The following is a 14,825-nucleotide window of genomic DNA, read 5'->3' on the forward strand; positions in this document are numbered from 1 at the left end:
TGATAGGAAGCGAAGGGTTGAAACCTGCTTGATGGCGATCAAGAAAGCCAGATGGTTCTGGTCGGGTATTCGTTTCAAGAAGCCGGGCGCCTTAGCTGTGGCTAAGGAACGTGTTCCCCTCGATCCGGATTAACGGAAGCGTCCTACGCAAAATATCGATTCGTCTGACTGCGCGAATGGGTAGATCCACGCAAAGTCCCGTGCCTTCAACTAGACACAGGGACATGTGGATGCTCAGCGATGCCAAGCAGGTCGCTTTCAAACTCGACATTGACGGTTTTTCCCACGACCTTCAGGTACTCAAATTCCGCGCCAAGGAAGCGCTTAACCAGCCCTACGAAGTCAAACTCGAACTGGTCAGCGAGCGCCCCGACCTTGACCTCGATTCTCTGCTGCATCGCTCGGCTTTTCTGCGCTTCGGTCCTGACGGCGCCGGCATTCACGGGCAGGTCTATCGAATCGCCCAAGGCGATTCAGGCAAACGCCTGACCCGTTATCAGATGACCCTCGTGCCCCGGCTCGCCTACCTCACCCACTGCCATAACCAGCGTATTTTTCAACACCTGAGCGTGCCGCAGATCATCGCCAGCGTGCTGAACGGCCAAGGGATGCAGTCCGATGCCTGGCGCTTCCAACTAAGCGCCGAGTACCAGGCACGGCTCTATTGTGTGCAGTACGAGGCTGACCTGCATTTCCTGCAAAGGTTGTGCGAGGAAGAAGGTCTGCACTTTCATTTTGAGCATAGTCCCGACGGACATTTGCTGGTGTTCGGTGACGATCAAACCAGCTTCTCGAAACCCTCCCAGTCAACCGCGTACAGGCCAGGCAGTGGCATGGTTGCCGAAGCGCCGGTGATTGATCGTTTCAAGCTGCGACTTGAAACCCGACCGACCCACGTCAGCCGTCGTGATTACGATTTCGAAAAACCGCGCCTGCAACTCGACAGCGAGACTAAAAGTCCGCTGCTGCCACACCTTGAGGACTATGCCTTCCCAGGGCAGTTCACTCATCGTGATCGCGGTAAACACCTGGCCAATCGAGCACTGGAACGCCTCCGTGCCGATTACCGGCAAGCCGAAGGGCGCAGCGATCAGAGTGCCATGCGCAGCGGCCATTTTGTCGAGATGACCGAACACCCACGCGCTGACCGGAATGGCCTGTGGCTTCTGACTGAAGTCGAACATGTTGGCCTGCAACCCCAGGTGCTTGAGGAATCAATCACCGATGCCAGTCCGCAGGACGGTTTCAGTCAGGGCTACCGTAACCACTTCGTCGCGACACCTTGGGACGTCCTATTCAGGCCGGCTCTTGAACACCCCAAGCCGCGAATAACGGGCAACCAGCATGCCGTCGTCACAGGCCCGCCCGGCGAAGAGATCTACTGCGACGAATACGGTCGGGTAAAGGTTCAACTGCCGTGGGACCGAGAGGGTCAGCACAACGAACAATCGAGCTGCTGGCTGCGAGTCACCACCGGCTGGGCCCATGACCGCTATGGCAGCGTGCTGATCCCGCGGGTTGGCATGGAAGTGCTGGTGGGATTCACCGACGGCGACCCCGACAAACCCTTCGTCCTTGGCTGTATGCCCAACGCCTCAACCCCCGTGCCACTGGATCTGCCGGCTGAGCACACCCGCAGTATTTTCCGTAGCCAGAGCAGCCCCGGTGGCGGCGGTTACAACGAGTTGCGCATCGAGGACAGACAAGGCGCCGAGGAAATTGCCCTGCGTGCCCAGCGCGATTTTGTCCAGCACGTGCTCAATGACGAACGCCTTCAAGTCGACAACCAGCGAACCGTGATCATCGGTGGCATCGCCAGCCACGACCTGCGCAGTGAAGAACATCACCTGACCCACGGCAACCGCCTGACGGAACTCAAACAGGACGATCATCTGTTGGTTCACGGCGACCGCCACGTCCGAACAACCAATCAGCTGCTCAATGCCACCCAGCACATTCACCTGAACGCCGGGCAGCAAGTCGTCATCGATGGCGGAGCGCGCCTGTCAGTCCAGGCTGGCGGACACTGGCTGACGCTGGGGCCGGAAGGCATTTTCAGCAGCGTGCCGATTCAACAAGGCGGCGCCCCAGCCGTGGGTATACCCGCCGAGCCCCTGATGCCGGGCGCCTTGCCCCTGCTGAAAGTGACGTTCGATGCGATCCAGCAACGCCATGCGTTGATTTCAACCCGCGCCTCGCGCTGCCTGATATGCGAGGCCGCTCAAGCATGAAGCTTTTGACCCCACTGCCTGAAGACCTGCCCTGGAGCGAGCAACAGGCTTTCCTGTTGCTGGACGGTGCGACCTTGAGTGATTTGCCGGAGCGCTTGAAACAACTGAGTCCCGGCGCCACCACCGTCGCGCTATATGACTGTGCGCCGTTCACTGCGCTGCGGGATATCTCACCGCTGTTGGTGGCCGTTCAACAACCTGACGAGCCACTCGTTCAGTTTTGTCTGGAGCACGCACACGAGGAATCGAGCGTGCTGTTGTTCAGCCCGGACTCGGCGCACGCCGTCGCTCAACACTTGCGCAAACTGCTCACGGTTGAGTTGCCAGAGGGGTTGCCGGTCTTGCTGCGACTGGCAGACGCCGCCGTGGCGCGAATCCTGTTCGGTAGCGGCGATCAGCGATTGTTTGGGCCTCTGTCCTGTGTGGTAACCGCCGACGGTGTCGAGGTTAATTGGCAACAGCACCAACCCCGGCTGGCCGAGTGCCCTGAATTGCTAACGCCCTATCGCCTGAGCGCTGAACAGAATTCCGCGCTGGACCACGCTGATCGGCGCCGCGTATTGCTCGAACTCGACGCTCATCTGCTCACGCACTTCCCTGAACGCTATGGCAGCGAAACCGTGGCCGAACGCTGGCCAATGCTCGAGCAACTGGAGGCTGAGGCCAGCACGCTGGGTTTGAGCAGCCAGTCCGAATTGTTTTATTACGCCAACGTCATGGCCTCGCTGGATGGCTCATCGCTCGATCAGCACCCGCACATCAACCAATTGCTGCATACGCCGTCGCTGCAATCCCCCGGCGAGCGCGTTGCGCTGGCCGCTGACCTCGCCCACCAGTGGGCCAGCCAACGAGGCCACCCATGACTTCGCCCGCCAACCTCGCCGCAGCGGCGGCATCCAAATCCCCCATCGGCTCTTTGGGTGCCTGCCCCTTGCGCCAAGCCCACGTGCAACTGCTGCCTTTGCGTTATGGACTGGTGGAAAAGCCCGTCGACCCGAGTGCCGAACTGAAGCTGCCGTATGCCCTGACGACCCGCCCGCTGGGCATTCGCATGCTGCGCGATGGCTGGTTGTACGTCATCGACAGCGTGACTGGCCACCTGCACGAGTATCAGGTCCTCAACGGACTGGTCAGCGCCTTGCTGCACAAGGGCGCCAAGGTCGACAGCGATCAGCGCACGCCCATCGAAGAGCGTCCCGCGCTGGTGTTTTCACGACGCAGTACCCTGCATGTGACCTTCGCCGAAGTGCAGTGGACGGCGACCAAATGCATGCAAGTGCTCGACAGCCGCGAGGAACGCGAACACTTCAAGCAGGCCGTCGATCTCGGCCCGGTGGATTGCCAAACCGGTGGCGAGCATCTGCTGACGGTCGCGCAAGGCAAACAGTGGCTGGCGGAGATTGCGACCGTTCCGACCCAGCAGGCACAAGTCGCAAAAGACGGCGAAGAGCAGGAAGCCGAGTCGCCGCAGGACGCCGTTCTATTGCCGACGGTGCATGTCAGCGATGCCCCCGCGCACGAACGTGAACTCTATTTGTGGGAGCAGCCGCGGCGCTTTCGCGAGGCGCACATCGGCGAGTTTCTCGGGCGGGTGCGCCCGGCCTATCAGGACGACACGCTGTTCCTTGTGGTGCAGGATGACCTCGGCGTGCTCCGCGATCTGGCCGAGTATCAGGACACCGTGGTCGGCTGGGTCGACGACTGGAGCAATACCGACCACAACGAACGCGATTACCTGTTGGCTTGCTACATCGAATCCTTGAGCCGGCTCAGTCCCGGGGATATCGGCAATCTGGTCGACGCCAGCGACGATCCGCGAGTCCAGGCGCTTTTTGACGATCTGGAACAGTTGCCCGAACCGGATCGGGAGCACACCCGCAAAGCTTTGCTCGATTACCTGAACAAGGGCGGCAAGGTCGAGTCGCCGGACACCCCCGTGCCCCCGGAACTGGAGCAAGCGCGCAAAGAAGCCCATGCCGAAGCCTTCAAATTCGCCAAGTACCAGGGCGCCACACCCGACTTCACCGCCCACAGCCGCGCCAGTGACGAGGCAGACCGCCGTTACTACACGCGCCAACATTTCAGGGTCGCTCCCGACGATTTCGTCGAACGTCACCTCGATACCTTGATAAAACTTGGCCAAGAGCAAAACAAACGCATCATCGATGTGCTCGAAGGTTCCAGTTTCAGTGGTAAACGCGGGGTCAACGATTTCATCGACCGGCCGGCCATGGACGCTGCGCTGCTTCAGCATCGCGACGACCTCAGCCGCTGGAACCGCTTGCTCGAGCGCATCACCGCCGACCGCACCCTGCTGGTGGGTGCCGGTCGCTTCCATCGCTCGGCCTGGTATTACGACGCGCAGGATCAACAGCAACTCCACCAGGCCTTCACCGCCGAATACGCCTGCCTCAAGGACATCTGCCGCAGCGATCACGCCAGCGAAAAAATGCTGGGCTATCTGGAAAAACACCCGGAACTGACCCGGCCACTGTTCTACACCTTGCCCCTGCGCCTGCAGCCGGAACGGGCCGCGCAATACACCACGTTGTTCAACGCCGGCATGGGGATGTTCAACAACCTGCCGCACTGGCTGGGCGAACTGCAGAAAATCGAACAACCGCACTTACCGACCCTCGACGACTTGCCCGAACACACCCGCGCCGTTGCCGACGCGGCCCAGCACAGCCTCAGCCCGGCGCTGAACCTGGGCCTGAGCCGTGCGCTGGAAGGGTTTGACCTGTCGGCAGAGAAAATCCCCGACCTCGACGAACTGTTCCGGCGCCTGCCCAAGGCCTTGTCGGGGCGGATACTCGATGCGGCGAAAACCACCGGGGTGACCTTTACTGTCGCCAGCCCGGAAGAACACGCGGCGCTGCAAACCAACCTCAAGGAAATGATCAGAGAACGCGATTACCTGAAAACCTTGACCCGTGAACGCAACCAGCTCACCCACAACAAAAACCGGGCGGGGCACAAGACGCCACGGGCAGTGGAATTGCAGGGTGAGATCGTGCGGGTGCGCGGGCAGTTGACGCAACTTGAAGGCCGACTGGCGGGGGCGCTGAGCCCGATTGCGGAGTTACCGGATCTGTCGGCGCGCCTGTACGGCGCGACGCAGGCTCGGGCGGGGGTGACGGTGGTGTTCCCGCCGGCGCAGCAGTTGGAGGTGCGGAGTTTGTTAAAGGACATTCGGCTGGGGGTTGGCTCGGTGCCGAATGCGAGTTTGATTCGAAGTGAGGGGATGGGGTTGTTGGTGTTTTTGGTGCAAGGGGTGAATTTGGTTTCGGTGTATCGGGAGATGATGAATCAGACCAAAAATCCCAAGAAACGGGCCGAGTTCTTTGCCGCGTTTGCCGCTACGGGTGCCGCGGGATTTACGGCGGCGCAAAGTCTGGCGGATACCGCTCTGAAGGCGCGTAGCACGGAACTCGTTGCCGGACTTCAACACCATGCTTTGCAGAATGTGCAGGTGCAGATGGGCAAGATGCATGTTGGACTGGGTTTCTTTACCTACCTTTTTGGTTTTGTGTCATCTCTGTCCAGCTTCAATTCCCAACAGCAGAAATGGCAGCAGGCGACGCGTACCGGAGATCGCTCGGCACAAACTAGTGCGGCGCTTGCCACACTGGGTGCGGGGGGCATGACGGCGGCTAATGCCTATGGTTTGGGTCACACCTTACACGCGGGCTATACCGTAGCGATTGCCAGAAACGCTGCAGCAAGAACGGCTGCTTGGGCTGCTGCGGGGACAAGGCTATCCACCGTATTCTTCCGCTTCAACCTGGCCGGTGCCCTGTTCACCATTTTGGAATTGGGCGGAACCTGGCTGTACAACCGCTACAACATCAGTGCTCATGATAAATGGCTGAAAACCACACCCTGGAGCCTGGACACTGATCATCGTGGCGACCATACCCTGGATGAATATCAGCGTTATCTGGCCTATTTGCTGAACGCCCCGTACGCGCAACTGGGCCCGAATGAGCATGACTCGTGGCTGAAAAACTTTCTGCTAAAAGCCAGGCCCAGCGACATTCACCTGGTGATGCCAAGGCTCAAGCTCAGTGATTTCCAGCCACCATTGAGTGGACAACCGGCTCATCGCCTTGGGATCGGCGCCCACCGCATTGCCATTCCTCTCCACAGTCGCGGCGCACCCCGAGAACGCAAGGACATCATCAGTGAGGAAGTGGCGAACAGCCTACGCATCGTACAAACAGGGCCAGATCGGTTGGTGCTGTGTCTGCAGTACCCGCTGGACCCTGACGCCGAATTTACCCCGGCGTCCGAAACACTGGAGCTGGCCGTCTGCATCCAGACCTTGAGCGCCAAGGGGGTGTGGGAATCGCTGACTGACGTTATTCACCTCAACCCGCGCGGCAAGGACCATTTTCCTTCGTTGCCCCGTCAATCCGTTACCGAGCATCCACCGTTGTTGCTGGTTGAAACCCATCTGCTGGAGCTGGCCGACCATGCCCACCAAGATTGATATGCCTCTGCCTTCCCCGCACCTTGAGCAATCCCGCAAAGCCGGCGATGTCGAACCGTTTCCCAGTGGGAGGATCACTTATCTCGCGCCGTTGCCATTGCCGACACCGCTGCCGCCGCTTGGCCCTCATATCGGGGAATTAAATGAGGTGTACATGGACTTCGGATTGGGATCGCCGCAGGTGTTTATGTGGCAAGTAACATTAGGTGGACCATTCAGCGGCACTTTAATGCTCGCTTTTCTACCTCCAATGCTTGCTGCGTTCCTCGGGGTTGTGTTCGGTTACAGCCAAGTAGAAATCTGGGACTCGGTACTCGGCGTGTTTGATGAAAGCTATGGCTACGCGCTAATAAGTGGCTTTTGCTCTCTACTCATCGGCCTCGCCGTCTGGCACCACAACCACAAAAAACGCCTCCACATCATCCCCACCCGCTTCAATCGCCAACGCCGCGAAGTCTGCTTCATGCCCGAAGACGCCACCGAACCGCTCTTCGTCCCTTGGGAATCCCTCTCCGCTTGGATCATCGAAGCTCAGGGCGCCACCCAGTACGGCATCCACCGCCAGTACGGCATGGGCATCGGCTTCCAGCACGGCGAGACGCTGACCAGCGTCGAATTCCCTTGCTTCGGTCTTTCCCTGGCCATCAGCCACTGGGAAGCCATCCGCGGCTACATGGAATACGAAATCCACGACCTCAAATCCATTCAGGACCCGCTAGACCTGCAAGGCCCGAACGACCCGCCCTACGAAGGCCTGCACACCTTTCACAACGCCCGTGCGCGTATGCATCAGCAAATCCGCGACGGCCAACGTGGTCGAGTGTCCGGCTTCTTCTGGTACCTGTACCACGTGATGACGCAGTGGACGATTCCCAACCACCTGACCGAATGGGAAGTCCGCCGCCTTCAGAAAATGGCCCCGCACGCCTTGCCCGAAGCGATGCGTCTATGGTCCGAACCATTACCGAAGGAACAATGGGCAAAACCGAGTGAAGAACTGCTGCGCCTGAGCGCACAGGTCCGCGCCCTGCACAAACGCCAACCTCGCCGCCCGATTACCGAGATTTTTGCCGAGGTTCAACGTTTGAATCCGACGGACAAACGCCGCGCATGAGCTGTTACAGCCGTAAAACCCCGCTCGACTATCAGGAAAAACACCCGGAACTGATCCGGAGTGGCAAAGCGACTCATCGGCTGGGGATCGGCGTCCACCGTCTTTCCGTTCCCCTCCACAGTCGTGGTGTACCGCGCGAGCGCAGGACATCATCAGTGAGGAAGTGGCGAACAGCCTGCGCATCGTGCAAGCAGAACCAGATCGGTTGGTGTTATGCCTGCAATATTCCGTGGAGCCTGACAGCGAATTTACCCCGGCGTCCGAAACGTTGGAGCTGGCAGTCTGTATACAGACCTTGAACGCCAAGGGCGCGTGGGTTTCTCACATTCGGGTCATTTGCCTGAACCCTCGAGGTGAAGGCCGCTTTCCGGCGTTGGCCCCACAATCCGTTACCGAGCATCCGCCCATGTTGCTGGTTGAAACCCATCTGCTGGAGCTGGCCGACCATGCCCACCAAGATTGATATGCCCCTGCCTTCCCCGTACCTTGAGCAATCCCGCAAAGCCGGCGATGTCGAGTCGTTTGCAAGTGGAAAGATTACCTACCTTGCACCGTTGCCACTGCCGACAGCGTTGCTGCCGCATGGTCCGCATATCGGGGACTTAAATGAGGTGTTCATGGACTTCGGATTGGGATCGCCCCAAGTGTTTTCATGGCAGCTCATATTAGGTGGGCCATTCAGCGGTGCCTTCATGATCGCCTTCCTCTTTCCGTTGATTGGCGGCTTCCTTGGACTCGTACTTGGATATAGCTGGGAAGATACTAGGGATTCCATCGAAGGGATCTTCCATGCGTCCTACGGACTAGCCCTGATAACCGGCTTCTCCGCCTTGGCCATCCTCTTCTGCACTTGGCTCCACACCCACAACAAACGCGCCGCCATCATCCCCACCCGCTTCAACCGCCAACGCCGCGAAGTCTGCTTCATGCCCGAAGACGCCACCGAACCTCTTTTCGTCCCTTGGGAATCCCTCTCAGCCTGGGTCATCGAAGCCCAAGGCGCGACCCAATACGGCATCCACCGCCAATATGGCATGGGCATAGGTTTCCAGCACGGCGAGACCCTGACCAGCGTCGAGTTTCCCTGCTTCGGTCTCTCCCTGGCCATCAGCCACTGGGAAGCCATCCGCGGTTACATGGAATACGAAATCCACGATCTCAAATCCATTCAGGACCCGCTAGACCTGCAAGGCCCCGACGATCCACCCTACGAAGGCCTGCACACCTTCCGCAACGCCCGCGCGCGTATGCATCAGCAAATCCGTGACGGCCAACGTGGTCGAGTGTCCGGCTTTTTCTGGTACCTGTACCACGTGATGACGCTGTGGACGATTCCCAACCACCTGACCGAATGGGAAATCCGCCGCCTCCAGAAAAAGGGCAACCAGGCGTTGCCCGAGGCGATGCGCCAATGGTCCGAGCCGTTATCGAAGGAACAATGGGCGAAGCCGAGCGAAGAACTTCTGCGCCTGAGCGCACAGGTCCGCGCCCTGCACAAACGTCAGCCGCGACGCCCGATCACCGAGATTTTTGCCGAGGTACAGCGTTTAAGTCCGACCGACAAACGTCGCGCATGAGTTGTTTTTTCAAGTTGGCTAGCCGACCAACACCAGCGTCAGCCCCACAACGGTCGCCAACACCAACGCCCAGCTCACCATCAATCGGCGCCACAGTCGTGGTGCGTGGCGCATTTCCATGAAGCCATCGGTGATCAGCCACGCCTTGCCGACCGCCACCAGCAAGATGGCAATCGACAGCAACCACGTCGCCCCGGCCTGCGCCAGCACCACGGTGCAGACGCTTAACGTCGCGAGCGCGGCCCAACAGACGAGCAAAACCCTGGAAACAGACATGAGAACCTCGTCAACTCAGCACATAGACCAGCGGGAAAAGCATGACCCAGATCAGATCGACCATGTGCCAATAGAGCACGCCGGATTCAAACCCACTGCGGTTGTCAGCGTCGCACAGGCGACGGCGACAGCGCTCGGCCAGCCATCCGAGAATGACCATGCCGAGCAATACGTGGAGAAAATGAAACCCGGTAAGGATCCAGTAGAGGGTGAAAAAGGTGTTGTGCTCCATGCCCAGCCCGGAGGCCAGCAAGTGCCGGTATTCGGTGAGTTTCAACACCACGTAGACACTGGCGACGAGCAACGCCATGAGCAGGAAGACGGCGCCATGTCGGGGCCGTGAGCGCCTGACTTGCTCTTGAGCCAGCGCGGCGAACAGCCCCGCGGTGAGCAGGCTCAGGGTCATCGCCAGCCCGGTCGAGGTGTTCAGCAATAGACGGCTTTCACTGAACATCTGCGGTTTGAGCGCCTGTGTCACAGCGAACGCCAGGATCAGGATGGCAAACACCGACAGCTCGGCCAGAATGAAAAACCACATCGCCAGATCGCCCGGCAAGTGGCGAGGCGAGACGCCCGAGGACTCAACCGAAGTGGACATCAACCACGTCCATCAGCGCGGCAACGGTCAGCGGATCATCACTCAGCGGCTCGGCCAGACAGGCCATGCAGGCCTCACGCGGGCTCATGCCGGAACGAATCATACGCGCGGTAAAAATCAGCAGTCGCGTTGAGGCGACCTCCTCCAGATCATGTTGATCGAGCCGGCGCAGCGCCTGGCCCAGCCGGACCACTTGCGCCGCCAGCGCGTTGTCCACCTGAGCCTCCCTGGCAACGATGCGCTCCTCATCAGCCACCGGCGGATAGCCGAAGCGCATCGCCACGAAGCGTTGCCGGGTGCTGGGTTTCATGCCTTTGAGCAGGTTCTGGTAGCCGGGGTTGTAAGAGACCACGAGCATAAATGACGGCGGCGCCTTCAGCACTTCGCCGGTGCGTTCCAGGAACAGCTCCCGACGATCATCGGCCAGGGGATGCAGCACCACCACGGTGTCCTGGCGCGCCTCGACCACTTCGTCGAGGTAACAGATGCCGCCTTCACGCACCGCGCGGGTCAGCGGTCCGTCCTGCCACCAAGTGCCCTGTGCTCCGATCAGATGGCGGCCGATCAGGTCAGCAGCGCTCAGGTCATCGTGGCACGCCACGGTGTACAGCGGCAGTTTCAGCCGATGGGCCATGTGCTGGACAAAACGGGTCTTGCCGCATCCCGTCGGGCCTTTGATCAGCACCGGCATGCCGTGTCGCCAGGCTTGCTCGAACAGCGCCTCCTCATTATTGAGCGGTTGATAAAAGGGTTCGATCGGGTGTTCGCAAGACTGGATTCGGTCCATGGGCTGCCTGTTCCAAAAGCGGATTCAAGCAACACGCTACGGGCCCCTGCGACAACCTGGCAAGGGAGATGGCCGGCAAACTTGATCGCCGTCAAGCGAGCATTGGCCTGCTCGGCATAGCCTTGCACGGCACTAAGAACCTGCGTTCTGCGCTGCCGTTCAGCACATCGCAAAGGTCTTGCCTGAGGAGAAATGGAATGCTGATCAGCAATAGAAAAACGTTTGCTCTGACCCTTACCACGCTGTGTTCGGCACTGGCCCTGGCGGTGAGTCATGCCGCCAGCGCCGAGGAGCCCGCCGCTGCTGCGGCCACCCCGCCCATGGTCAAAACCGCTGGTGCTCCCGACATGAGCCAGGCCGAGTTCGACTCATCAAAGGAAATCTACTTCCAGCGCTGTGCAGGCTGCCACGGTGTTCTGCGCAAAGGCGCCACCGGCAAACCGCTGACACCGGACATTACCCAGAACCGCGGACAACCGTTTCTGGAGGCTTTGATTACCTACGGGTCGCCGGCGGGCATGCCGAATTGGGGGACGTCCAATGCACTGACCAAGGACCAGATAACGTCAATGGCCAAGTTCATTCAGCACGCGCCGCCAACGCCGCCGGAATGGGGCATGGCCGAGACGCTGAAGACTTGGAAAGTGTTGGTCAAACCCGAGGATCGTCCGAAGAAGCAGCTGAGCAAACTCAACCTGCCGAACCTGTTTTCGGTGACGCTGCGCGATGACGGCAAAATCGCCCTGATCGACGGTGACAGCAAAAAGATCGTCAAGCTGATCGAGACCGGTTACGCGGTGCACATCTCGCGGATCTCCGCCTCGGGTCGCTACCTGCTGGTGATTGGCCGGGACGCGCGGATCGACATGATTGACCTGTGGCCAGTCGAGCCGACCAAGGTCGCCGAGGTCAAAGTGGGCATCGAGGCGCGCTCGGTCGAGACCTCCAAGTTCAAGGGCTACGAAGACAAATACACCATCGCCGGCTCTTATTGGCCGCCGCAATTCACCATCATGGATGGCGAAACCCTGGAGCCGAAACAGATCGTTTCGACCCGCGGCATGACCGTCGACAAGCAGGAATATCACCCGGAACCCCGGGTCGCGGCGATCATCGCCTCCCACGAATGGCCGGAGTTCATCGTCAACGTCAAGGAAACCGGCAAGGTCATGCTGGTCAATTATCAGGACATCAAAAACCTCACCGTCACCTACATCGATGCCGCGCCCTTCCTGCATGACGGCGGTTGGGACAGCACGCACCGCTACTTCATGACCGCCGCCAACAACTCCAACAAGGTCGCCGTGATCGACTCCAAGGAGCGCAAATTGACCGCGCTGGTGGACGTCGGCAAAACCCCTCACCCGGGTCGCGGCGCCAACTTCAACCACCCGACCTACGGCCCGGTCTGGGCCACCAGCCACTTGGGTGATGACGGCATCTCGCTGATCGGCACCGACCCGACCAAACACCCGCAATACGCCTGGAAGCAGGTCGGTTCACTCAAGGGCCAGGGCGGCGGATCGCTGTTTATCAAAACCCATCCCAAATCCCGTCACCTGTACGTCGACACCACCCTCAACCCGGACAACAAGCTCAGCCAGTCGGTGGCGGTGTTCAACATCGACAAGCTCGACGCCGGCTACACCGTGCTGCCCATCGCCGAATACGCGGGCATCAAGAAAGGCGCCATGCGCGTCGTGCAACCGGAATACAACAAAGCCGGCGATGAAGTCTGGTTCTCCGTGTGGAGCGGCCAGGAAGACGAATCGGCGCTGGTGGTGATCGACGACAAAACACTGAAGCTCAAGTCAGTCATCAAGGACAAACGACTGATCACACCCACCGGGAAGTTCAACGTCTACAACACCCAACACGACATTTATTGAGCTCCATCAATGCAAGGAAACACCATGAAAAATACTCTGTTTTCACTGTTTGCCCTGACCGCTGCGCTGAGCGTGCAGCCGGCCATGGCTGCCGAGGACGGGCCGGCGTTGTTCAAGAGCAAACCCTGCGCCGCCTGCCATTCCATCGACGCCAAGGTCGTCGGCCCTGCACTCAAGGATGTCGCGGCCAAGAACGCTGGCGTACCCGGGGCCGTGGACACCCTGGCTGGCCGCATCAAGAACGGCACACAAGGTAATTGGGGGCCGATGCCAATGCCGGCCAACCCGGTAACGGATGAAGAAGCAAAAATTCTCGCGACCTGGGTACTGACACTCAAATAACCGCCTGGAGGGCGTCATGATGGTTTATCGACACGCTGTGATTCTGGCGGCCCTCCTCCTCATTTGCGCAACCGCGGTTGCGGCGCCGGACGCCCAGCGTCAGGCACAACTCGAACACTTGCTGACCCAGGACTGCGGCGCCTGCCATGGGCTGCACCTGACCGGCGGACTGGGTCCCGAACTGACGCGCGCAGCGCTGGCCGGCAAGTCCAGGGACAGCCTGATTGCCACCGTCACCCAAGGTCGGCCCGGCACCGCGATGCCCGGTTGGGCCCCGTTGCTCAGCCCGGACGACATCCGTTGGCTGGTCGACCTTCTTCTCCAGGGATACCCCGCACCATGATCCGTTCAATCCTGCTGTCAGCGGCGACCGGGCTGTTGTTGTCCGCTTGCGTTCAGCCACCGTTGCGTGGCACCGGCGATCTGGGCGTGGTCGTGGAGCGCGCCACCGCAAGCGTTCAAATCATCGAAAGCGACACCCACACCGCGCTCGCCCGGCTCGAAGGTTTCGGCGACCTGTCCCATGCCTCGGTGGTGTTCGCGCGCGACCAGCGCTATGCCTATGTGTTCGGACGCGACGGCGGGTTGAGCAAAATCGATTTGCTGACCCGGCGTATCGACCGTCGTGTGATCCAGGGCGGCAACAGCATTGGCGGCGCCATCAGTCAGGACGGCAAATTGATTGCGGTGTCCAACTACGTGCCCGGCGGGGTCAAGGTGTTCGATGCCGAAACCCTGGAGCTGGTGGCCGATATTCCGGCCACACCCTTGGCCGATGGCAGCAAGCGCTCCCGAGTAGTCGGCCTGGTCGACGCACCAGGGCAACGTTTTGTCTTCAGCCTGTTCGATACCGGCGAGATCTGGACCGCCGATTTCAGTCAGCGCAGCACACCACAAATCAGCCGTTTCACCGGCATCGGTGAGCAACCCTACGACGCCCTGATTACCCCCGATGGGCGCTACTACATGGCCGGCCTGTTCGGTGAAGACGGCATGGCCCAACTCGACCTCTGGCATCCGGAACGCGGTGTGCAGCGGGTACTCGGCGATTACGGACGCGGCGAGGCGAAACTGCCCGTCTACAAGATGCCGCACCTGGAAGGCTGGGCCGTCGCCGATCACCAGGCCTTCGTACCCGCCGTCGGCCGGCACCAAGTGCTGGTGATGGATTCACGCACCTGGCAGCAGACCGCTGTGATCCCGGTGGCCGGCCAACCGATATTCGTCACCTCGCGCCCGGACGGTCGGCAGCTATGGGTCAATTTCGCTTACCCGGACAACGATCGGGTGCAGGTCATCGACACCGAAACCCATGCCGTGGTCGCCGATCTGCGCCCAGGGCCGGCGGTGCTGCACATGGAATTCACCGCACGCGGTGACCAACTGTGGCTGTCGTTACGCGACGGCAATCAGGTTCAAGTCTGGGATCCGTACAGCCTGAAGCTGCTGAGCACCCTGCCGGCCACCGCGCCGAGCGGCATCTTCTTCAGCAGTCGCGCGCAGAAAATGGGGTATTGAA

The 14,825-nt window shown here is 60.2% G+C and carries 13 protein-coding genes; 10 read left to right on the forward strand and 3 right to left on the reverse strand.

Going from position 1 to position 14,825, the window contains the following annotated elements:
- Positions 1-230 precede the first annotated feature (230 nt).
- The 6 genes from ACYZTR_RS15425 to ACYZTR_RS15450 all read left to right on the forward strand — a co-directional run bounded on the left by ACYZTR_RS15425 (position 231) and on the right by ACYZTR_RS15450 (position 9,414).
- Positions 231-2,231, forward strand: a complete 2,001-nt coding sequence (locus ACYZTR_RS15425) for a type VI secretion system Vgr family protein (RefSeq protein ID WP_461972181.1) — start codon at positions 231-233, stop codon at positions 2,229-2,231.
- Complete coding sequence (locus tag ACYZTR_RS15430) at positions 2,228-3,094, forward strand: DUF4123 domain-containing protein (RefSeq protein WP_461972182.1); 867 nt, start codon at positions 2,228-2,230, stop codon at positions 3,092-3,094. Before ACYZTR_RS15425 ends, ACYZTR_RS15430 begins: the two co-directional genes overlap by 4 nt.
- Entirely contained in the window at positions 3,091-6,723 is a 3,633-nt protein-coding gene (locus ACYZTR_RS15435) for a toxin VasX (protein WP_461972184.1), read from the forward strand. Before ACYZTR_RS15430 ends, ACYZTR_RS15435 begins: the two co-directional genes overlap by 4 nt.
- Positions 6,724-6,952: 229 nt before the next feature.
- Positions 6,953-7,837: a hypothetical protein gene (locus tag ACYZTR_RS15440; RefSeq protein ID WP_461972186.1), complete on the forward strand. Its 885-nt coding sequence runs from the start codon at positions 6,953-6,955 to the stop codon at positions 7,835-7,837.
- A 163-nt stretch (positions 7,838-8,000) separates the two neighbouring features.
- The gene (locus ACYZTR_RS15445; protein ID WP_461972188.1) at positions 8,001-8,300 is read left to right on the forward strand and encodes a hypothetical protein; all 300 of its coding nucleotides are present in this window, start codon (positions 8,001-8,003) and stop codon (positions 8,298-8,300) included.
- Positions 8,284-9,414: a hypothetical protein gene (locus ACYZTR_RS15450; protein ID WP_461972190.1), complete on the forward strand. Its 1,131-nt coding sequence runs from the start codon at positions 8,284-8,286 to the stop codon at positions 9,412-9,414. Before ACYZTR_RS15445 ends, ACYZTR_RS15450 begins: the two co-directional genes overlap by 17 nt.
- A gap of 18 nt (positions 9,415-9,432) precedes the next feature.
- Here the strand turns inward: ACYZTR_RS15450 and ACYZTR_RS15455 are convergent, their stop codons facing one another.
- From ACYZTR_RS15455 to ACYZTR_RS15465, 3 genes are read right to left on the reverse strand one after another with little or no spacing between them, the layout of a single operon-like run.
- On the reverse strand, positions 9,433-9,690 hold the full coding sequence (locus ACYZTR_RS15455) for a cytochrome C oxidase subunit IV family protein (protein ID WP_461972192.1): 258 nt from the start codon (positions 9,688-9,690) through the stop codon (positions 9,433-9,435).
- Between the two features lie 10 nt (positions 9,691-9,700).
- Positions 9,701-10,288 (reverse strand): cytochrome c oxidase subunit 3 family protein, encoded by a 588-nt coding sequence (locus ACYZTR_RS15460; RefSeq protein ID WP_461972193.1) that lies wholly within the window; start codon positions 10,286-10,288, stop codon positions 9,701-9,703.
- Positions 10,272-11,075 carry a CbbQ/NirQ/NorQ/GpvN family protein gene (locus tag ACYZTR_RS15465; protein WP_282383225.1) on the reverse strand — a complete coding sequence of 268 codons (804 nt, stop codon included), beginning with the start codon at positions 11,073-11,075 and terminating at the stop codon, positions 10,272-10,274. The genes ACYZTR_RS15460 and ACYZTR_RS15465 overlap by 17 nt, the downstream gene beginning before the upstream one ends.
- A 197-nt stretch (positions 11,076-11,272) precedes the next feature.
- On the opposite strand from ACYZTR_RS15465, the gene ACYZTR_RS15470 reads away from it, so the two are divergent.
- From ACYZTR_RS15470 to ACYZTR_RS15485, 4 genes are read left to right on the forward strand one after another with little or no spacing between them, the layout of a single operon-like run.
- On the forward strand, positions 11,273-12,964 hold the full coding sequence (locus ACYZTR_RS15470; RefSeq protein WP_461972195.1) for a cytochrome D1 domain-containing protein: 1,692 nt from the start codon (positions 11,273-11,275) through the stop codon (positions 12,962-12,964).
- A 24-nt stretch (positions 12,965-12,988) separates the two neighbouring features.
- Positions 12,989-13,306 (forward strand): c-type cytochrome, encoded by a 318-nt coding sequence (locus ACYZTR_RS15475; RefSeq protein WP_461972197.1) that lies wholly within the window; start codon positions 12,989-12,991, stop codon positions 13,304-13,306.
- 16 nt (positions 13,307-13,322) lie between these two features.
- Positions 13,323-13,649 carry a c-type cytochrome gene (locus ACYZTR_RS15480; RefSeq protein ID WP_046046545.1) on the forward strand — a complete coding sequence of 109 codons (327 nt, stop codon included), beginning with the start codon at positions 13,323-13,325 and terminating at the stop codon, positions 13,647-13,649.
- On the forward strand, positions 13,646-14,824 hold the full coding sequence (locus tag ACYZTR_RS15485; RefSeq protein ID WP_461972199.1) for a cytochrome D1 domain-containing protein: 1,179 nt from the start codon (positions 13,646-13,648) through the stop codon (positions 14,822-14,824). The genes ACYZTR_RS15480 and ACYZTR_RS15485 overlap by 4 nt, the downstream gene beginning before the upstream one ends.
- Position 14,825: the final 1 nt, after the last annotated feature.

The organism is Pseudomonas sp. Hz4, from assembly GCF_054898165.1.